Raw genomic sequence first — 23,235 nt, forward strand, 5'->3', positions numbered from 1 at the left:
TTACCGTCGTCCCGCGGCGCAGCGCCCATTCGATTCGGCTGCCGATCGCCCGGGCCACGGTCGCGGACCTGCTCGACAGCACGCGGTCCTGCGTCCGCCTGTCGTATATCTCGCTGAAATAGTCTGTGAGAGCTTGCTTTTCGCGTTCCCACTGCTGCGGATGGAGCTGATCCAGATACGCGCGGAAATCGTCGGAAGGCATGGAGTTCTGCGTGCGCAAGAACTCCTGCCAGGCGACGGCGAAGGCGTCCGGGTCGTTGTGGTGGCGCATGGCCAGTCGCGCCCGCGTGGAATTGAACAGCGCCAATTGCCCGACTTGCTCGTCCTGAAAGGTTTCGGCGAGCCGGCGGGAGAATTCCGGATCGGCTGCGGGGGGGGGGGCCGGTCGTTCGCCGTGTCCGAGCGTATGTAGTCGCTCACCAGCTCGTGCAGTGTGTCGATGTCGAACCGGAGTGGATGCAGGATGTCCACATTCCTGAACCGGGCGACGGGTTGTGCGAACCAGTCGCCTTCGGCCCGGTGGAAGCCCTTGCCGAGGCGCGCGGCCGCGGTGGTCATCGGTAGTCCTTCGATCGCTCGGTACCCGTCGCCGTTGCCGAACCGGTGCGCGAACGCCTTTTCGATCATGGTGGCCCAGAGGGGTTCTCCGGGCTCGTGACGGACGAAGTAACCGGTCTCGGTGCCCGGGACGACATAGATCGTCTTCTCGACCCGTACCCATTCGAGAGCTTCGGAACCGTCCGGCTGTTCGGCGAGGAAGCGGACGCTGACGGTGCCGTCGCCGTGGTCGTGCAGTATCTCGGCGATCGCGTGGGGATCGTATTGGGCGAGGGATCTCAGATCGGCCAGCAGTGAGCAGTCCCCGGCCGAGCCTTGGCGTACCTCCTCGGGTGCGGGTAGTCCGCTCGGCCCGAAGAGCGGGTCGTTGTGTCGTCCGCGTATCTCGGGCAGCGCCGGGAGCGCACCGCCGGAGGTGTTGACGCGAATCCACGGGAAGTTCCCGGCGTATTTCACCCATCGCCAGGGCTCGTGGCCGTCCCGTGCCACGAGTGGGGCGTCGTACGGCATATGCGCCGGTTGCCACTGGCCGTGTTGGTCGAAGGCGAGGAATCGAATGCCTCCGCCCGCCACATTCCAGCTCAGTGTCCCGGTGTCCGTGCCCGAGGTCTGCTCGAAGGTGAAGTTCTGCGCCAGATCTCGCAGGACGTTGTGCACTTGTCCGTCGGCTCCGCTGAACTGATAGTGAGCGGGCAGGCCGGGCTGTTGGACGAGTCGTGCCGGTACTTTCGCGCCGACTGCCGCCAGTCGTTCGACGCGGCCGTTGTTGTCGACGAGAGTGAGGATGTCGGTGTCACCGGCGGGGCGGGCGATCCTGGTCGGAACCGCGGGCATCGGCAGCAGTTGCTCGCGCTGGGTGAGGGTCAGCTGCGGTAGCTGCTGGTCGCTGTGCAGTTGCTGTGGGCCCGGGTCGGGGCGGTCCAGTTGTGGCCGCGTGATGTGGGTTTCGCCGTCGAGCTCGATTTGCAATTGCTGCCGCAAGTTGTCGCCGAGGTAGGTGTCCCCGGCAGCGGGTTCGAAGATCCCGGCGGCCCGCGGAGCATGCGACGAAGCCGTGCCGGGCCCGGAAGGACCGACGGGCAGCACCTCTGCCTCGCTGCGCCCCTTGCCTTTCGGGTCGCTGGGCGTGCGGCCGTCCTGGTCATGTGCGGACGGGCCCGGTTCCGGCTCGCGGCCGGACGTGCGGCCGGGTTGTGGCGGCAGTAGCAGTTCGGCGTGCAGGACGGGCAGGCCGCGATTGGGGCGTTCGACACGGGTGATCCGGTAACGGGTGTCGCGCGGCAGGATGAGTTCGAGTTTGTAGGGGTCGCGGGCATCGCTGCCGATGTAAACCCCGCGTGCGCCCGGCGGAACAGCCAGTGCGACACGGTATTTCATCTTGTCGGGCATGTGCAGGACGCGGGATGCGAACGAGGTGGACAGGTAGCCGGGCTCCTGCTGGACGGCGCCGATCAGAAGGTCGGGGTTGCGATCGCCGAGCGGCTGCCCGTCCGCGGCGGTCAGGAAATCGATCGTGGCGAGACTGCGGGTGACGTGGACCGTGCCGTCCAGCCGCAGCGGTGCGCCGGTCGCCTCGTCGAGCACTCGCATGTGGTCGTGCAGCGTGGCGGCGTCGAGTGGCGCGGAGGCATCCCGGGAGCCGAAATGGTCGCGGACCAGCTCGTACATCCGGGCGTCGGACCGGATCTGCTCCCAGCGCGCCGCCGGGCGGGCATCCAGGAGGGTGCTCGGCACCGCCAGTTGCTCCTCGTCCGGCCCCCAGGGGGACACTCCTGCGCGGTGGAGTTCGTCCTCGCGGGCCTGCCACAGATCGGCACTCTCGACCAGATGGGCGACCCACTGGTCGATGCCGGACGCTGTGCCCCGGCGCATCGCGATATTGATAAGAGCGCCCTCTTCGTACCGGCGCAGGGCGTGTCGTACCTCCGCGGAGAGCTCGTCCCAGGTGCGCAGGACGTTGTGCGCGAAAGTCTGGCGGGCGGCGTCGTCGGCGAAGTAGCGCACGCCGCCGACGACACGCCCCGAATCCGGGCGCGAATTATCTTGCGAATCAAACGAATCGATCGACGAGCGACGGGGTTCGCCGGTCGGCAGGTACCCCGTGCCGGTGCTGCCGGGCGCGGGTGGGACGACCTCGGCCGTGATGCGGCCACTGTCGGAGAGGCCGGTGAAGCGGAATACGGTGTCGCGAGGAAGCAGCAGCTGCGGCTGCGCGGGATCGCCGGACAGAACACCGCGCGCGCCGGGCGGCACGGTCAGCTCGACCAGCGGACTCGACGACGTTTCCGCGGCGGCGGTGAAGGTGCGGTGCAGGACTTCCGAATCCACGCCGCTCGTCGATAGCAGATCGGCGAGCGTGCGGTCGTCGCTCACCAGGCGCATCGGTGTGGTGATCGGCAGCTGTGCGGATGTGGCCTCGTCCAGTAGCCGGATCTGCTTGCGGAGTTCGTCGATGCTGAACGGCGCGTTCAGGTTTGCGCCGAAGTGGTCGTTGAATTCGTGGTAGCGATCGAAGTCGTCCGCCACGTTCTGCCACTCGCGGCGCGGATCGTCGGCGGCCAGGAGTTCGTGCAGCCGATCGATCATTTCCAGCTTGGCGTACTCGAGGTCCTCCTCCGGAATTCGCTGCATCTCCTCGAGTTGCGGGCGTAGGTCGTCGAACGCGGGCGGCCGCTGGCCCGGCCAGAGGATTTCGATGCCCGTCGGCGCCCCCTCCGCGGCGTCCCAGTCGCGTACGAAACCGTCCGGATCGGCCAGGAACTCGTCCACCACAGCGGGTTTGCCGGTGTGGGCGAGGATCGCCGAACGCTGTCCCGGGTTCAGTCGATCGAGTGAGGTCGGCGCAGGGCTGGTGAGTTGTGTTGTGCGCGAGGTGGCTCCGTCGCCCGGAACGGTGGTGTCGCCGAAGCGCTGTGCGGTCCCGGTGACGGTGATGTCCGATGTGCCGACGCCCGATACGCGGTTGCGTCCGAACAAGGTGCGGATGCTGCGGAAGGGTGATTCCGCAGCAGGCCGGGTTCTGTTATCCCGTGCTGCAGAGGATGTCGACGGTGTCGAGGACGACGCGACGGCCGCGTTCCGGCCACGCAGGCGGGATACGAAGCCCTGGAGTCGTTGCAATCCGCGTCTGCGTACGGAGCCCGGTGCCGTGTCGTTGGTGCGAGCGGTGCCGTCGATCCCCGGACCGGTATTTCGGTGACCGGCCTGGCTGGATGCCGTGTCGCCGTGTGGATTTACCGATGAGCTACCGGTCCGGTCGGGGACGGTGGACGAGGTTCGGTTGCCGCCCGACCGGTACTCGGGTGCGCCGATGCGGATGTCGGACGGGAATCGGGGGACCGTTGCGCCGCGTGGGAGCAGCGGGCGGACCGTATTCCCCTCGGGGGTGTACAGAATGGCGTGCACGGCGGCCGGGTGGTGTTGCCCGGGCAGCGTGTGGGTGGGGTCGGCGACGTCGTGGACACGGACGAGGCCGCGGTCGTTGAACATCAGGTAGGCATGTGCGCCGATGCCGTTTGTCATGGGTGTGGCGTGCTCGGCGACGACGATGGCATGTGCGCCGGGGCCGTGGATCTGGAGGTTCCGGACGATCGCGCTCTGGTCGGGGAATCCGCGCAGTCTGCCGCGTGCGCCCCATTCGAGGTCCCGCCGCGTCCGGCCGGGCAGCGGAGTGGAGCCCTGCGGTATGCGAATTCTGTTGCCACTCGGAGTATTTCGGAGGGCAGTGAGGGTTCCCACGACGCAGTCCGTATTCGTCAGCGAGTCGCGCAATGTCGTGGTTCGGCGGTTCGTCACCATCGTGTGGGCGGTGGCGCCGTCGCCACGGGCGGTCCTCGAGCTCGGGACCGGGGTGGGCGTGGTCGTCTCGCGGCGCAATCGGTCCAGGGGACGGCGGAACAGGTCGCGGAAGTGGCGGCGCGGAGTGTCCGCGGTCGGAAGGGGCGTCGCGGCATTGGTCGTCCGATCCGATGGGGTGCCGATTCGGGAAGCCCAGCGCCGCAGCCGGTTCCAGGGGTTACGGCCCTCTCGGGCGGTTGTGGGCGTGTCGCCGATGCGTGTCGGGGCGCTACCGTCGGACAGGGGGATCGTGCGGCCCTGCGATGACGGGGCGTCTTCGGTGGATTCCTCGACCGACTTGGGCAGTGGGGGGTCTTCGGCCGAGGTGATCGCCTCGGCCGGATCGACCTTCTTGGTGACGTCCTCGGGCGGCGTGAGGTCCTCGGGGGAGGTGACGCCTTCGAGCGGTGTGATCTCCTCGGCGGTGGTCACCTTCTTCGAAGACGTGCTGTCCTGGGGAGTGGTGAGATCGGAAGTCTCTTGCGGCGAAATATTTTCCAGAGAACGCGCGGGCCCACGCCTCGTGGTTGTGATGTTCAAGCGTGGATCGACGCCCTGCGGCTGTTCGCCGGACAGCGAGGGGAAGGGCCTCGTTGCCGAATCCGCGAACTCCCTTGGGGGGACCAGCGGGAAGACGCGTTGTCCCGTGTCGGGATCCCGGAACGTCCTGCGCGGGGGGACCAGCGGGAATCGGCTTTGCCCGGTGTCCCGGAATGCTTCGTGCTGGACCGGACGGAAGGAAGGTCGTTGCGTGACAGCATCTTCGGAATCGTCGTCCCACCAGCGTACGGTCCGGTCCGGCCTGAAGGGTCGTGATTGCGATGGCTGATCGCGTCGATCCGAGGCGTTGGTTCGGTCCTCGGGCCGGATCTCGAGCGGCGAGGTCTCCGAAGAGTCCGTGGCGGTGATCGATTCGGTGTGCGGCGGCAGGTTCGTGTTGTCGGTGCCGTGTACCGATTCGTCCTCGTCGTCGTGGATGCGGATCGCGGCGCGGATATCGGTCAGTCTGAACGGACGGCCCGTCGGGTGGATGGTCGGGCTCATGAGCGGCGCGGCTTCGGAGATCACACCGTCCGTGTTCAGCAGGGATGCCTGCGGTGTCGCGTCGTCCTCGTATTCGGACTCCTGCTCCCCGGGTTCGTCCGGTCTTTCCAGGCCCGTCCGGTCGACCGGCTGTCGGGCCCGTGCCTCGGAGACCGCGGCGCCCTCGCGTGGCAGAGAGCTCGAACGGAGCTGGGGTGTGGTCGGTTCGAATGCCGTTTCGTGCGCGGGGGTTCGGGGTTCCTGATCATCGGGTTGGAAGAAGTCGTCCGATTCCTCGTCGTCCGTGCGGAGTTCGAATTGGATGTCGCTCAGTCTGGGCGGGCGGATCATCGAGCCGATGACCGCGGGCATTTCGGCGTCGTCGCCCTCGTGATCGGGCTCCGATTCATGTCCCTCGTGATCGTCGCCGACCAGGGCCGGATCCTCTTGCGTCCCTTCGCCCAGGGGTGCGTACCGCATCGTCTCGGTGGACCGCATGATGCGGATCCTCGGGGGAATCGTGCCGCTGTGCTCTTCGTCGTGCTGCTGATTCGACATGTCGTCCGTCGAATCCTCTTCCACCACTTCGCGAATCGGTTCTTCCCGGGTGGACTCGTCGAGTCCGGTCGGGCGAGCCGCGGTGTTGCCCTGCGGAACAATTCGCTGGTCGAAGGATTCGGCGGGGAAGTACTGACCGATTGCTTCGGAACTCTCGTCGAGCGTGAGGTCCACCGCGCTGTGCTCGTCGAATTCGACCGCCGCAGAAGACAGTTTCGCGATGCCGGCCGCGGAGAGCGGGGCTCCCACTTGCTGGTCGTCGCGCTGTTGCTCCAGTGGCGGGGTCTCGAGGGTCGTGGCTTTCTCGTCGTGCTGTTGCTTCGACGAGTCGGCGGTCAGGTCGGGCTCTACTTCCGTCGGCTGGGCGAGCTCACGCTGCGGCCGAGCGGAATCGCTGCTTTCCGATGCTGGTGGTGTGCTCGTCTTCGGCCGGAGAGGTTCGTCTTCCGAGGCGTCGTCGTGGGCAAGGTCTGTCTTCTTCTGCGGCAGAGTGGATTCGGCGACTTCGATCGGCTCTGCGTCAGTGATCGTCTCCTCGACGAGTTCGGCGGACTCGAGCGGCTTGCCGTCCGAGGTGATCGCCGGGTGCGACTCGTCGAGCTGTGGTATCGGTCGGATGCCGGTCTGCGTGAGGGATTCGGGCGGGTGCAGAGTGAAGGAATGATCGCCCAGCTCGGTGTCGAGGGGACCGAACTCCTCGTCCGAGTCGAGCTGTTCGAAGTTCGTGGTCTTGGGCGAGAGATGCCCATCGTCCGAGGAGTCGTCGTAGTGTTCGACGGGTTTGATCGATGACGTCTTCTGCTGCGTCGAAACCGGTTCGAGCGACGAGGGAAGCGGGCCGAAGGGGATGTCCGGGTCGAGCTTCTTCGCGACGGATGGTGTTGTGTCGCCCATCGATTCGCCCTCGGACAGGGCCGCTTTGCTGTCCTCGGCCGAGGGATCGTGGATGATCGTACCCGTGGGCGATGCGGGCGGAAGGATGAGTTTGCCCTCCGCGTCGTAGAGCCCCTTGTCGAAACTCTTGTCGAGCCCGCTGTCGAAGACGGCCGTCGCCGTCGGCTCGGTGCTGCCTTCCTCGAATTCGGTTGCGGCGGTGGCTGCTTCGGCCACGGACTGGGTGCTCTGGCTGATGGTGCCGGGCTTTTCGAGCCCCTCCAGCGACAGGGCGATGGCAGCGGCGAGGTCGGGGTCCTTCTCCTCGGCCTCGACCTTGGCCTTGGCGGCGGCCGCGTGGAACTCGGCCACCGATTCGTCGATGGCGGCGGCGAGCTCCGGGTCGGTCTGCTTCAGGTCCGGCCCGGTGGCTTCCTCCGCCACGGCGGGTGTGCGCACGACGGTGACGGCGGGGTCGGCGATCGCCTCGTCGAAGGTGAGATCCACGGGTTGGCTGTTGGCGTCGAGCATTTCGCCGGGCTTGGAACCGGCCGACGGGAACCAGAGGTAGCGGGCGGCCTCGGCGTCGCCGAATATCGTGATCCGGCCCGGACCGGGTGCGGTCTGGGTGTTGTCCTGCGGGTTGTATTCGTCGAATTCGAAGGTGAGCAGGCTCGCGAAATCGTCCCAGGGCCTGGTCGGCAGGGCGAGCGTGGGGGCGTGATCGCCGGTCGGCACGGCGAGGTGGTAGTGGTTGAAGGCGACCAGGGTCGCGGCATCGGCCGGTGCCGTGGCATTCGGGCCGAAGGTCTGTCCCCTCCGCATGTCCTGGCCGTATACGCGCACGTTGCGGCTGTTGTTGCTGAGGCGGGCGAGTGCGGCTGCGGCGGCCTGGGGGACCACATGGAAGACGTCGGTTCGCCAGACGCCGCGCTGTGTCAGCTGTCTGACCTGACGGATGTATTCCGCGAAGTGGGCGATCTGGTCCGCGGCCGAGATCGGGTTCTGCTCCTCGGCGGCGGTGAGTTGTCTGCCGAGGTTCCGGTCCGCGTTCCTGATGGTCGTGAAGGCCAGCAGGTACTCGTTCATCCTGGGCCCGACCAGTTCGGCGGCGGTCATGAGGCGCAGCTCGCGGATCCGGCGGTCGAGTTCGGCCGCCGAGGTGTACGGAGTGCTGTACATGATGCGTTCGAGGGCGTGGAAGAAGCAGTCGCCGTCCGGCGGCATCGATTCCCACACATATCCCCGCGGTGCCGCGATCCCGTCCACGACGTGCGATCGGGGGCCCGTCTTGCGTCCGACCGTCGGCGACACACTGCTGCCGCCGAACAGGGTCGAGATGAATCCTTTGGACTTGGTCTTCGGCTTGGACGACTCGGCACTCGCCTCCGCCTCGGTCCCGGCCTTGGCCGCCTTCAGTTCGGCAGCGAGCTTGTCGGCCGCCGCGGCCTGCGCCTTGATCTCGTCAGGATCGAGTTTCTCGGCACCGGTCGGATCGAACTTCTCGGTTTTCGGGGTGGTCGCGTTCGAAGACTTCGTATCCGGTCCGTTCGCGGCCTTCTCGGCCTCGGCCTTCTCAGCTGCGAGTTTCTCGGCTGCGAGTTCCTCGGCCTCGGCCTCGGCTTTTTCGGCTGCGAGTTTCTTCGCTGCCGCCTCGGCCTCGGCCTTCTCGGTAGCGGCGTCGTCTTCCGTCTTGTCGGGGTCCTTGGTCGTGCTGCCCTCGCCCTCGGTGTCGCTGTCCGACTGCTTCTTCTTGGGCTCGGACTTCTTCTCGGTCGCGGCCTTCTTCGCTTCGGCGTCCTTGTTGGCCTTCGCCTCGGCTTCTTCCTCGGCCTTCTTTTCTGCCTCGGCCTTCTCTGCTGCGGCCTTGTCTGCTGCGGCCTTGTCTGCTGCGGCCTTGTCTGCTGCGGCCTTGTCTGCCGCGGCTTTCTTTTCCGCTGCGGCTTTGTCTTCTGCGGTTTTCTTTTCCGCCGCGGCCTTGTCCTCTGCCGCCTTCTTTTCCGCGGCTGCCTTGTCCGCGGCGGCTTTGTCGTCTGCCGCCTTCTTCGCGGGATCGGTCTCGTCCGTCTCGTCGGCCTTCGGCTTGCTCTCCTTCGGCGGGACGAATGGAGCCGAATCATCCTTGGGCGCAATGAATTTCGGAAGGTTCGCGCTGTCCGGCGGCTTCTCGTTGGAACGCAGGATGAGATCACCGGTGACCCAGAGCGTCCCCTTGGGTCCGATGACCTCGACCACGGCCACCGAACGCAGTCGCTTGCCTTCCGGCTTTCCGCCTTTCACGTTGGTACGGAACAGGTTTCGCAACACGCTGCCGATCGCGACGGTGCCGCCCTTACCCGAGACGTCGCCGCCGAGCGGGATGCTGCTGGGTCCGCCGCGGTCGTTGGTCTGCTTGGCCCCGCTGTAGCCGAAACTCAGTGCGGTGCTGGTGTTTCTGCTCGACGAGGACCCCATATTGTCGACGGAGAATTCGAAGACGTCGAACGCGATCTGGTCGTTGCCGTCCTCCTCGCGCGGCGAGTACAGGCTCATCTTGACGACGGTGTCGCCGATCTTGACACCCGTCGCATGCTGCTGCGGGGTCGGCACGGTGCCGGTCTGCTCGACATTCAGGAACGGCGCGGTGGACTGCGGTCCCAGCTGGACGAAGTCACCCTTCGCGACCAGCGTGACCAGGCGGTTGTACATGCCCTCGGCGACCCGGGTGTTGTCGTTGGTGCGCAGCGACGGGTCGACGCGCAACAGCGCCTCGGCGAACTGCTGTGACGCGTCGAACTCACGGATGTCGAATGCCAGCTCGGGCTTCCAAGAGGGCACGGACAGCAGCTCGCGCACGTTGTCGGGCACCTTCTCGGCCGGCTTGACGGCGGTGGCCGCCTCGAGGTCGACGGTCTCGGGAGTCCCGATGGCCTTGGCCGGTTCGAGCTTGCTCTTGGTCGGATCGAATCCGAACACCTGCGGCTCGGTGCGCGCGACCTCGGCCGCGGGTGTCTCGCCGTCCTTCGCTATCGGCTTCGGCTTCGGCTTCGTGTCACCCTCGTGCACGCGCATGAAGGTGGTGGCCTTGACGGAGTCGGATTCGGACTGACTCGGTGTCGGAATCTCGTCGGGATCCAGGCCCTCCGCGACGCCCCGCCACTCGCCGGTCGTGATGAGCGCCTGTCCCTCGGCGATCGCGGTGCCGCCCGTGACGAGGAAGTCGCCGAGCTTGTCGTACAGGTACCCCGACAACGTCTCGTCCATCGTCCGCCAGTCGACCGTGACGGTCCATTCGGTGGGGATCTTGAACTCGTACTGCCGCGCGGCGCTGCGCTGCCATGCGCTCAGGTCGCGGGTCGAGTTCTGTACCTCGCTGTGCGTGCCCGTGCGCTGGATCGCGAGCGTCGCCCCGGGACGCTGCTGATTGCTCTGCCCGCCGATGCCGACACTGAGCTGGTTGCTCTGACTGTGGCTGCTGCCGACGTTGGTCGCGCCGGGCTCCACCAGGGCGTTGCCGTCGGCGCGGATGTGCCGGTGGACGTTGTCCAGGGCGGCGGTCCGGGGGACCATCTTGCCCTCGATGGTGGCCAGGGTTCGGCCGTCCGGCATGTCCTTGTCCGATTGGGGGCGTTGGGTGAACGTGACGCCGACCATGCGCGGGATGCCGCCGGACCGGTCGACGAAATGGAACGAGTGTTTGCCCTCGGATCCGGCATTGGCGAGGTTGCGCACGCCGTAGCTGGTGGTGTGCGCGTTGATCAGCGGTGCGACGCCGGGGTGGTAGTTGTTGTGGCCGACGACGGTCGCACCGGGGGAGATCTTCTCCAGCAGAGTCGTGGCGGCGTTCTCGAGCGCTCCGCGACCATCGTCGAAGATGACCTCGGTCGCGCCGCCGAAGGCGGGCAGGGCCTTGGCCGTGTCGGGAGCGTCGGGGCGCTTTCCGACGTAGGCGTCCGACAACAGGCGGGGCTCGACCGGTACGTATTTGTCGACCTTTTTCTCGGTGCCGTCGTCCTGGGGCACGGTGACGGACTGCTTCTCCTGCCCCTCCGGGATGATGTCGAGCTTCCAACCCTGCTCTCCGGCCGTCTTCACGAGCAGAGCCTTGTATTCGGGATAGTCGTGCAGGTCGTTGTCGGTCAGGAAGAACTCGAGCCGGTTGGGGGCGTCGACGATACGGGTGCGGGTGCCGTATGGCTTGCCGTGCGCGAGGCCGGACAGGAAGTTGCGCCAGCCCGCCTTGACAGTGACGGCATAGTGGCCGTCCGCGACGAACCGGTACACCTTGCCGCCGTAGTCGGAGGTCACGCGCATGGTGTCGGTGGCATCACCCTTGGTGACATGGGTGTTGGTGGAGTTGCTGCCCTGCCACCCGCCGCTGGGCCGCAAGCTGTGATCGGATTCCTCGCCGTAGGTTCCGCCGACGATGAACGCTCCCTTGTGGCCGCTGTTCACGCCTGTGGTCCGGGTCGTCGCGTTGTTGGCCTCCAACCAGTGCTCGGTGTCGACCGCGGTCGGTTCCAGCGCCCTGATGTTGTCGAAGAAGCCGCGGATGTCGACGCTGTAATCGGTGCCCGTCACCTTGCCGGGGATCTCGGTCTCGAACTTGTACGAGTCGCGGAAGATCAGCGGCGCGTACATGATCATGTGCTGCGGGGACATCGAGGCGTGCAGGACCGAGCTGGCCTGGGACGCCGGGTCGGTGGCGGGATCGCCGAATGCGGTGCGCCAAATCCACTTTCCGACGCCCGTGGCCTTGCTCCACGCCCAGTGGCCCCAGCTCTCGCCGTCCTCGGGTGTGGTCGTCCCGGTGTCGTCGCCCTTCTCGTTCTCGTCGGGCCAGTCGCCGGGGATCTTCGGCTTCTTCTCGCCCGGCTCGAGTGGATTCGGGAGCGGCTCGAGTTCCTTCAGGGGCTTCGGGGCCTCCTCGGCTTCGGTACCGGTGGTGACGGCCTTCTTCGGGATGGTGATGGTCGTCTCGGGAACATCCGCGCGGGAGGTCGAGGTGGTGCCGTGCTCGGGGAGATCGATCGATTCCGGCTCGTGATCCTGCTTGCGGAACCACGGACCCAGGCTCGGCCGCCATCCGCTCAGGTCCGGAACCCAGGAGTGGAAGCCCGCGCGATGGTTGCTCCACCAGGAGGACGGATCTTCGGTCCGCCGCGAGCGTGGTTCGGCGATCGGGAGTATCGGGCCGCGGTCCTCGGGGAATTTGCCAGGTATATCCAGTGTGCTGGGGTCGAAGTCGCGGGCCTCGGCCGCCGCCTCGAGTTCGATGTCGTCGATGAGACCACGGGTTGCCTCGTGGAGTATCTCGCCGACCGGGTGGTTGGCCACGACGGCGGACAGCGGGATCCTGCCGACGCCGTCCTCGATGGATTTCTTCGAGGCCAGGCCGAGTCCCTTGGTGATATCGGCGGGGAGCGCGTCCTTCGCGCCGTGATCCGCGCGGATCCTCGGTAGGGCCACCGGGTCGGTGTTCGGTGTTCCGGTGGTCAGGTAGTGCGGGACGGCCAGGCTGACCTTGCCCTTGCCTTCGATCGGAGCCGGCCCGTGGCCGTGGCTGTAGGAGATCTCCGCGATATAGCGAGTGCGCACGCCGAAGATCTCGAGGCCGGCATTGCCTTCGTAGTCCTGCTCCCCGGAATTCTTCGGGCTGAAGGTGTAGTTCTCCTCGGCGTGGTACTGGGCGGCGCCGCTGCCCTTGGGCTTGCCGTAGGAGAAGTCGTAGGAGGCGGTGAGGCTCGACAGCCGCTGGGTGCCGAATATGTTGAGTGGATTGGTGAACGATGCGCTGGCGCCGGCATCCACGGCGAGCGGGGTACTTTCGGATTCCTCACCGGAGGACAGGATGATGCCGCTGTAGTTCATCGTCTGGAGGATGGGTGTCCGCCAGTCGTGGGTGACACCCTGGTTCGGATCGGCCTTCGGGTCGTACTTGCCGTCCGGGGTGTCGTACTCCCGGACGGCCTTGATGGTGACGGTGATGCGCGCGGGATCCAGACCGGCGGCGGTGGTCCCGTTGAATTCGGTGCGGAAACCGTTCTGGAGCATTTCATCGAACGTCGCGAGCTTGGTCAGCCGGGCTTTCATCTGCGAGAGTTTGCGAGAGTTCTCCAGGCGTTCCTCCGCGGTGGAACTCAGGTCGAGGAGGTCGTTCGCCTTGCTCGCCGAGGGGAGGAAATCCATATCGGAGACGAATTTCTCGACACCGTCGAGGATATTGTCCGGTATGTCGACCTGGAGCGGGGTGGTCAGCAGGTCGAGATTTTGCAGATGCAGCAGGTGCGGCGGGAGGAATCGTTGTTCACCTGCCTGGGGTTTGCGGCCGAGGGAAGCCTTCGACGGCACCAGCATGTTGATCGGATACCGCTTCCCGGTGGCGGCGGTCGGCGTGGTGTCGGTCGTGTCCTTGACCGGGTTCGTGCCGTCTTTTGCCGGACTCGTGGCGTCTGCCGCCGAGACGACGTCCTTCGTGGACGTCGTTTTTCCGGGGTTGTTCAGGGGCGTGCCCGACTTCGGCGGAATGGCCGCTCCGTCGGGGCGGACGAATTTGACCCGGATTTCCATCTCGGGTGTGGTGTGCAGCAGGCGCGCGACCAGGCGCAGCGCGCGGGATATGTAGCCGCGGCCACCGTAGGTCAGCGCATGGCTGTTCTGATGCGTGATCCCGCCCTTGAAGGGGGTGATATTGCCGCCGCGTGTCGCATAGCCGGTCGCCTTGTCCGATTTTCCCTGCGCCAGACCCAGGGAAAACGCTATCGCCGCGCCGAGCCGGTTGGAGATCGCGGATCGAGCCTGGGTGCGCAGGCCGCGCACCACGTTGTATTCGAGCCGTGAGTTGCCTTCCGCGGTGACGGGGCCGGTGAGTGTGTCCCCGCCGTGGAAATCGACGATCTCCACATCGAAGAATCCGAGTGGTTTACCGGATGAGGTGTACATCGTCGGTGATTGCACAGATCCGCCGTGCATCATGGGGATATTGCCGCGCAAGTTGTCGCCGAAGAATGTCCGCAGCTGGACCGCCGATGCCTTCGAAATATTCTTGATCTGGTCGGGGAACCCCTTCATCACGTCGGCGAACAGTTCGTCGTGAGCCGGAAAATCGAGCGCACCGTAGAAAGGCATCTGCTCGATGGAGATGTACGGCTTCGTCTTGCCGTCGGATTCCGAATAATCGGCGGCGCGATGGAACGGAGGCGGGGTGTGCTTGTCGTCCTTACCTGCCTCCGGAATTTTTATCTTGTTGTCGTGCAGATGGTTGGGGAACCAGGCGGTCAGGAGGTCGGGGGCGGCTTCGTGATCGATTTTCACCCAGTCGTCTTCATGATCGCGGATATCCGGTGACAGCACGCCGGCAAGCCCCTCGGGGTTGTACCGCATCTCCCAGTGCATATCGAAGTCGTGTGGTATCGCGTCGGAGTCCGTGCTGCGCTTCTTGATGACCGACTGCACCGATCCGATCACGGCCATGGCGGAGGACAGCTGATTGTGCGTGAAATTGATCTGCGGGGTCAGACCCCAGTTGACCAGCTTGCCTTTTTCCACGTCGAACAGGTGCGTGTACGGGAAACTGAACGATCGTTGGCTGTGCTCGCTCGCGGAACTACCGAGGTCGACGTTTCCGTAGGTCCAGCGCTGGAGGCTCACCGGCGGCCCGTTGTTCGGTCGCGAGTTCTCGCGCGGCGTCAATTTCAGGCGCAGGAATACCGGGAACGGGTTGCCCTTGTATTCCGCGGCCAGCGGCATACCGGATTTGCTGAGCAGGCGGTACATCTCCGCCGTGGTCAGGCGTGGGGTCAGCTTCTGTTTGACGGCGGCGTGGAACGGGTCCTTCGGGGTCTCGGGGCCGTCCAGCGCTTTGGTCAGTGCGGTCTTTCGCTTGGCGTCGGGACCGGTATAGGCCGGCTTCGCACTGTCCGTCGGCTTCTTGTCGTCTGTCTTCTTGTCGTCTGTCGGGGTCGCCGCCTTCTTGCTGTTGTCGGCGGCGGCCGGTTGTTCGGTACCTTCGGTGTCCGCTGGCTTGGTGCTGCTCACGGTGGCGACCGGTTGTTTGGCAGCTTCGGTCTCCACCATGTGGATGGCCTGTTGGCGAAGCCACTTGATCGTGTTCTCCGGAATCGGCGCGACGTAAACGAAATCCTCGGCGCCTTTGAAATGCTTGCCGAAATTCCAGACCGTTCTACTCAGATTCGAGCCGGACGGGGGGTCACTCGATTCCGAGTCATCCGTGGACCGTGCGCCGATCATGGTCGTCGCGGGCAGCTGATCCGACATCGCGGGATCCACGGTCATCGGGACGCCGTCGGCGGAGTAGAGCACCGCGTGCGTACCCGCCAGCTCCCGCGGCACGTGCGGCGGGAACGACCGGGTATCGGGATCGGACGCGTCGTGGACCGCGACACTGCCGTCATCGTTGACGCGCAACAGATACGCATGCGCGCCAACGCCGTTGGCGTCGGTGTACCCCCGGTACTCGTCCACCACCAGGGCCACCGCACCCGGGCCGATTCGGGTCAGCTGCGTGGCGATGTGGTCGTGGTTGTCGAACCGGGTCAGCGGCGCACCGGCGCGGTCCGACAAAACATTCGCGGGCATACCGGTGATACCGGCGAGTGATTCGGGCACCTGGGGGCGCGGGCGTCCGGTGAACGCGGAAAGCTGTTCCAGCGCAACGACGGCGCAGTTGGCCCCGCCCCATACCGCCGCTAGGTCCTCCGGAGCCGTGTAGTCCGGCAGTGCCGGGTAGGCGGGCGGACCTTCACCCACGTTCCCATAGGTCGGCAATACCTCATGGGCGGAAGTCACGGCCTGAGTCGCGGAAACTTCGGTGGGAGCCACGGATCGGTCGGCGGGTCCGGCGATCACCAGATCGCTGATGCCGTGCTGCCGCATCAGATTTTCCAGCACCGAGACATGCGATTGCCCTTGCCGACCGGTTTGCGGGTCGTACACGCGGAACTCGTCGCTGTCGCCGATGCGTTGCACGGCCAGCGCGCGGGACTCGTACGGGTTCAGCATCCACACGCGGGTATCGGCCGGCAGATCCCGCAGTTGGACCGAATCGCGGAGTTCGTGCCGGGCGTCGTCGCCCAGACTCAGCTCCGCCCAACGGAGCCACTGCGCGAGGGTGCGTTCGTCGCTGTTCGCGCGCAGACCGGCGATCACGTTGATCGCGTCCTGGCGCTGCGTGGATGTGAGTGTCGTGTAATCGAATTGGTTGGCGCCGCTGGAATCGTGCTGCAGCCAGTGCATCGCCAGCCAGCCGCCGAACCGGCCGACCGTATGGCCGGGCAGGGCCCGGGTCCGGAGTTCGGGAAGGACCGCCAGTCTCCGGTCGTTCGAATCGCCGCTCAGATGCAGATACGGATTGCGCATGGTGGCGGGCGGATGCCAGGGCTCTTCCTGCACGTTCGTCCGGCGGCCGTCGACCAGTGCGGTCGGAATCCGGCGAGAGAATCCCTGGAACAGCCGACCGAGCCCGAATCTCGACCGAGCGGGTTGCTGACGTTCGTAGGGGGCGAGGGAGGCGGGGAATTCGCGCGGCGGTTCGGTCCGCGGCTGTTCCTGTGTGTCCGGCGGCGGCAGTTTCGCCGGTGCGGCCGAACCGTCGAACGTCGGGGTGCCGAACTGGTATCTCGCCGGCGCCGAGGGGCCCGCTTGGGTCTGTGTGGTCTGCGGGAACCCGGCATTATGCTGGGCCGCAGGCGAATTCGATGGAAAGTAAGTCGAGGAGGCGGGTCGGGAAACGGTCGGTCCGGGCAGGTCCTCCGGGCGGAAGCCGGGGGGCGGGGTGGCCGTGCTGGTGCGGTTACCGTCGTCGCCGAGGTTGTGCGAGGTGTTCGAGTGCGGGGTGCCGGGCTGTTCCGAATCGGAGGTGGTCGACCCGAATTCCGGGTCGCCCAGCAGGGTTTCGATCGTCGGGAAGTCTTGCCGCGGCTGGAATGCGAAGGGACGTGAGCCGGGAGCGCGGTATGCGCCCGGTTGTTCGGATGATCCGTGCGGCAGTCGATCCGGGGGGAGTACCGCGTGCATATTGTTGCTGCCGTCGGTATTCGGGGCCGGACGGGTAGATGTGCTGGTGCCTTCGGTCGATCTGGGTGGCGGAGTGACGGGGCTCTGCGAGTCGGTGCCGTCCGCGAGCGGAGGTGCGCGCGAGGGGTCCGAATCCGTGCGACGCGAATTCAGCAGCTGCTGTTCGACGGCGGCCTTCTGCATGGGCGTGGCGAGATCGCGCAGATCTTTCTCGGCCGAATCCAGTGCGGTCCTGGTCTGTTCCAGGTTCGCCTCGGTGTGCTCGTTCCCACCGTTCTGGTGTGCCGCCGTGGCCTCTCGATATTCGTTCGCCGCCTCCTGATAACGCGTGATGAAGGTCTTGACACGGGCGTTGGGCGCGGCGCTGCGGTAATCCTCGGGCGAGATGTAGTGCACGGCTTCACCGGGAGTTCCGCCGGTCGCCCAGTCTCCGTTCGGGTTACCGCTGCGCGCGGCACGGGTCTCGGCCTGATGGTTCACGCGTTCCGAATATGCCGGGCCGCCACTGATTTTGACCTTCAGGCCACCGTTCGCGATGGCATCCTTGGACGGGGTGATGTCCACGCCCCGGCCCATCATCTTGTTGCCGAGGATGATTCGGCCCATCTCGCCGCCGTTGGCGATGACCTTCTGCAGTTCGTCGTTCGCTCGGTCCTTACTCCCGTGCGAATCGACCCATGCGACATCGAGTTTGTCGTATTTCACCTCGAGTCCCCGTTCGGACGCGGCGTGGTCGAGCGCATCGGACAGCCGAGCGACATCCGCGTTGTCCATGGCGATGGCCAGCTGCGGCGAACCCTTCTGCTCCCATTCCCCGGTGTCGGTATTCCGCACGAACGCGGTGTCGAGGATATCGTTCGCCATCGCCTGGAATTTCTCCGCACCGGAGGTGAAGTGCCGTGCGTCCGGGGTTTGCAGCTGCGATTTGAAGAATCTGTCCACCTTCGAGATCGGCCCGGTGCCGTACTCCTCGTGCATGACGTCCTCGACGCCGCGCGGATTGCCCTCGGTGGGCGTGAGCAGGGTGCCCGACATTCCGGTGATGTGATCGAAATGACCGCCGCTGAAGATCTGCTTTCCGGTGATGCTCAGCGAATGCTCCGAATCCGCCGTGATCGACAGGCCGTTCTTCGCCTCGAGATATTTGGCGAACCCGTTCCACCGGCTCGAGCTCTGCTTCTCCGGATCGTCCATGACCTGGTCGTTGGTCTGCGAGGAGATGATCTTGATCTTCCCGTCCTCGCTGACGTGGTAGTCCGAATTCCGCTCGGGACCCCATTCCGCCTGTGCCGCATGCGCCAACTCCTCGGCGTCCGCGTCGCTGATGTCCCGCTGGCCATTGCGCAGCATGATCGCCAGCTTGGCCCGGCCGAAACGGGTCATCTTCGAATCGAAGACTCCGCGCTTGTCCGGATCCTTGCCGAAATCCGCCGGGCCGAGTACGCCACGTTCCTTGGCCTCCTGCAGCGTGTTCCAGATGTCGTGAACGCGGTTCGCGAACGACTCGTCGGCGGGGCCGGACTTTCCGGGCGAGAGCACGTAGTGGGTCTGCTCATCGATCAGCTGCGCGTCGATCTCGTCGATGATCAGATCGCCGCCGGGGAACGGCTCGAAACGGTCGGGCAAGCCCCGGCTTTCGGCAGCGGCGTCGAGAATTTGCTTGTACTCCTTCATCGAGGGCGCCTGCTCCAGGTCCGCGCGCAGCTGCGTCAGTTCCTCGGTCGACATACCGCTGTCCTTCAGTTTGTCGACCACCGCCTGCGCCTCTTTGACCGCGCGGAAGCCGTAATCCTGGGCAGTGCCCAGGACGATAAGCTTGCGCCCCTCCACCCGCTCCGGGAACGGCTGATCCGAATCCAGGTGGTACACATCGATTCCCAGGCCGTGGTCGCCCGCGACGAGACTCTCGAATTCGTGCTGCATATGCACCACGAGCGGATCGCTACTCGTCATCACATGGGCGATGCCCTTGTCCAGGACGGTGCGAGTGGCCCGCGAAATGGCGGTCAATTCCTTGCCCTCGCCGGTGTCCATTTCGACCGGGCCGTGACGCATCAGAATTTCGGAGGTGAGCTGCGTCCACCGCAGCACCTTGCCGCCCGGACCGCCGATCTCGCCACCGGTACCGCGGCGGAACAGTTCGATCTGCGCCGCACGGGAGTCCTTTTCCGAACCGGTGAGAATTCGCTGCTCCAACTCCTCGGTGCTGAGCCTGCCCAGCGGTCCCGACCGGTCCTTTCCGGCCTGGATGTCGTAATGTTCCAGCAGCGCTTCGGCCGCCGCCTTCGCGGCCGACACCCGTTGCCTGCGCACCAGCGGGAAGGCGTCGTCCTGGCCGATATGCCCGTCCTGGAACGCTTTCCAGGCATCCGTGCCCGCCTTATCGGCATCGGCCATGAGTTTGTCCACGGCCGTCTCGACGGTCTGCCGGTGATCTTCGGCCGCCTGCTCGTAGACCGCCCGCGCCTCGGAAATGCGTGCGTCGTCGTGGGATGCCTCGGCCGCCGCGAGTGCGCGCCGGGCCTCCTCGACACTGCTGCCGGAGCGTTGGATGGCCTCCTTCACCTGCTGCTGGTGCTGCTCTGCACGCTCCTGCGCGGCGACGAGGCGCTGGTACACCTCGGCGTCGTGCTTCGGTGTCGTCGATTCGGCGGGAAAGTCGTTGTGTGACTGGGGATCTTCCGGCCCGGTCTGCCTCGTCGCCGGGTGGTCGGAATTGCCGGGAACGCGGATATCGGTGATTCTCGAATCCGACAGAACCGTATCCAGGGTCGTCGATCTCGGCACCGCACGCCCCTCGGCATCGGTCAATCCGCCGGAGCGGGACCAGATGTACCGTGCGCCGGACTCGTCGCCGAACGCCACGAGGTCGTGTGTGCCCGAGGCGCTCTTGCCGAATGCGGCCTTGGTCAGCTGCTGCGGTTGGGATCCCAGTTCGGTGACCTCGTCCCAGCCCCTGCCGGGCGGGCCGTCGAACTCGTGATCGGTTGCGGCGGCGGGGATGTCGTCCGGCGGCGCGGGCTCATCACGTGACGAAGTCTCGGTGAGGTGTGGTTCGGTCGCGGTGGACGAGCCGATGCGGACGTTGCCGGTGGCGCGGGCGCCATCGAGAGCACGGCCGGGAGCGTGGGTCGGACTGCCGTCGGCGCTGTAGAGCACCGCGGTGACGCCGGCGACATCGCCGCGATCGTGGAATATCAGCGGGGTTTCGCGGTTGGTGGCCGGGTCCCAGACCCAGTCGTTCTTGTTCCGGACGGTCATCACCACGGCGTGCGCGCCGATGCCGTGCTGATCGGCGGGGCCGCGGTAGGTTTCGATGACCGCCGCCTTCGCCCCGGGACCGAATTCGCGCAGCGCCTCGCCGACCGCTTCGTGGTTGGGGAAACTCTGCAGTGTTCCGGTGGAGCGCATCTCGAACTCGAGCGCGTCCATGCCCCGCAGGCCCACCGGCTCCTTGGGCGCCAGGATTCTGCGGTTGCCCGGGAAGTCGGAAGCCAAGCGCTGCAACACTTGTCGGCTGCAGTCGTTGACGACACGCGCACCGGTGAGGTAGTCGGTGAGGCTGTGCTCGTGGGTGGGACCGGGGAGGTCGCCGGATCGGTCCGTGACGGTCGGGCGTTCGGCCCTGTCCTCGGTCGAGGTCTCGGTCGGATCGCGCCGTTCAGTGCTGATGCGCGAGAGCGGATCGTCGCCGGATTTGATTGCCTGAGAGCGCGTTTCGGTCTCGTCGCGACGCAATGGGCTGCTGCCGCCGGGATTCCGCTCGTTGCTCTGCTGAGCGGGCCGGAACGGATTCGTGTTGCCAGTCCGGTTGTCGGGTCCGGTTCTGCTGAGCGGGGTGCTCTGCGTCTGGTCGGCGGGACGCAATGAGCTGCTGCCGTTGCGGGTGTCCTGGGTAGTGCTGAACCGCGTATCGGATTCGTTGGGGACTTCTTCCACCGTGGTCCGGAACGGGTTGCGGCGCTGGGGATCCGTGGGTGCTGGGCGCGGCGTCTCCGACTCGTCCGGAACGTCTTCGACGGTGGCGCGGTACCGGTTGCGGTCCGGGTTGTCCTCGACAGTGGTGCCGAATGGGTTGCGGGAGGGCTCGGTGCTGGGGGTGGCGCGGAGCTGGTCGGTGCCGTTGGCGGTGAGCTTGGTGCCGGTGGTGCGGAAGGGATTCTTGCCGTTGCCCAGCGTGGCGGTGGGGCGTGGCTGGTCCTGGGTGCCGGTGCGGAACGGATTGGTCTGGGTGGAACCGTCCGCGACCTTCGTGGCCGTGGAGTAGCTGCGGGGCGGCTGGGCCGGTCTTGTCGATGCGCCTTCGAGGTTGGACGACATCGCCTGTCGCACAGGCGAGCTGGTGTCGCGGGAGATCCCCGACGAACGAATCGGGGAACTTTGTGTGGATGCCGGGTTCGCGGACCGGTCGGAGCTCTGTGTGAAGGGGTTGGTCTGCGAGGAGCCGTTCCGACTGCCGTTGGTGGTGATGGCGTCGGAATTCCCGTTGACCTCCGAACCGGTGGACTCTCGGATGGGGGACCACCGCGAAGCCGGCGCATCCTCGAAAGACCGCCCGTTGGAAGTTCCGTTTCCGATCGACGTCTCGCGCTGCGGCGTCCGGTCGGCTCTGCTGTTCGCGGCCAAATGAGTATTGCTGTCGCCGTTGATGTTTCGGCTTGTCTGGTCGAATCCGGCGGCCGGACCGTTGCGGTCGCCGCCGTTGGATGTGACGGTCTCGTGGGAATTGCCGTTCGTCGAATTCGCGTTGACGTTGCCACGGTTGCCGTTGATATTGCTGCTGTTTCGAGTGCCTTCGTCGACACTGCCGCCGTTGCGGTTGGCGCCGTTCGCCGGAATGCTGCCGCCGTTGCGCGAGGTCTCGCTCACTATCGGCGGGTTGTTGCTGCCGCCCGCTGGACGTTGCGAATTGCCGTTGACCGGTGTCGAATCGAAGGCGGTGGGGTTGTCGGACTTGACGTCCGATCCCCAGGATTTCGTATCGGACAACGATGAGCTGCCGTCGCTGTACGAAGGTGGTTTGTCTTCCGAGGTGTAGGGCGGCAGCTCTTCGAATCCGCCCATGCCCGCGGTGAATTTGCCTTGGAAGTGTCCCATCACGCCGTGGACGCCACCGACGAGACCACCACCGACACCGCCGAGCAGCGCGGCGGGGTCGAACTCCCAGTTGCCGGTCATCGCGCCGTAGGCCACGATGCCCGCACCCGCGCCGACCACACCTGCCGGGATGCCGGAGCCGACGGCGACCAAACCTGCTTTCCACCAGGTCATTCCGCCGTTCTTCGCAACAATGTTCCCCAGGTACTTACCGCCGAAATGACCGATCGGCGTGGCCACGCCACCGGAGATCGCCCCCACCGCGCCGGTGATGAACATCTGTTTGACGTTGAAGCCCTTGCTGTGTCCCTGGCTCAGTTCGATGCCCTGGGCGAGGGCGTCGGTGCCGAGTCCGATCGCGCCCTGTTTGAGCACCTGGATCGCGGTCAGCTTCCACAACGGCGTCGCGGCCAGTCGCGAGGCGCGCGCGGCCAGTGCGGTGGCCAGTCGCGAGGCGATCAACCGCATGATGCCCGCGCCTTCGGCCTCGATCAGCGAGACCGCCCATGCTCCCCACAAAGTCGCCAGGGCATAAGCGATTTCGGCGGCCATCACGGCCAGGGTGATGATGATCTGGAGCTTCGCGTACTCGGTCTGCTGCCCACAGTCGAACACCGAATCCGCCAGCTGCTCGAGCCCCTCGACGATCTTCTCCACCGAATTGTCCCCGGAGAAGAACTGATCGAACTGCGACTTCATCTGATCCGCGCCGCTACCACTGTAATTCGCCGACGCCGTATCACACGCCGCCTGCAAAGGCGCCAAAATCCCGTGCAACGCCTCGGCCGCGTCGGTCCAGTCGTGGCTCAACGCGAAGAGAGCGTCCTCATCCCCCTTCGGCCACGACGAACCGGCGAGGTACGACAACCACTGCAACCCGGGCGGGATTTCCAGACTCATCGCTCAGCAGACCTCGTGCGCGCCACATGGTCTCAGCGCCCGAAAGGCGCCGAACACCGTGCTGAGCGCAGCCCGGCGGGCGATGCAACAGCAAACTCGGTTCGACGCGCTTCGGTGGTCGAGCACCGCCGCGCACGCGTCGAACTGGGTAAGTCGGTGGGGTCGAACCCTGCTCCCTCATCCACGATGCGTACTCCTGACCGGCCCGAATCCGTACATGGACTCTCGGTAAACGGTACCGCAATTCGGTGGGAATGCGGGGCATCCGAGTGCGTGAGCCGGACGGATGCTGTGATGAGAGCCGAAAAACATTGCGGCTCAACGAAGCTGGTCGAAACGTCCGATTTGCCCGTGGGTGGTGGTAATTCGCGGGGT

Annotated in this window: 1 protein-coding gene; it reads right to left on the bottom strand. The window is 65.9% G+C overall.

Annotation, left to right across the window (positions count from 1 at the left end; translation table 11 throughout):
* Positions 1-22,860 carry a WXG100-like domain-containing protein gene (locus NV1_RS29800; RefSeq protein ID WP_067898823.1) on the bottom strand — a complete coding sequence of 7,620 codons (22,860 nt, stop codon included), beginning with the start codon at positions 22,858-22,860 and terminating at the stop codon, positions 1-3.
* Between the last annotated feature and the right edge of the window lie 375 nt (positions 22,861-23,235).

The sequence above is a fragment of the Nocardia vaccinii NBRC 15922 genome (assembly GCF_001613305.1).
GTDB classification, from domain to species: domain Bacteria; phylum Actinomycetota; class Actinomycetes; order Mycobacteriales; family Mycobacteriaceae; genus Nocardia; species Nocardia vaccinii.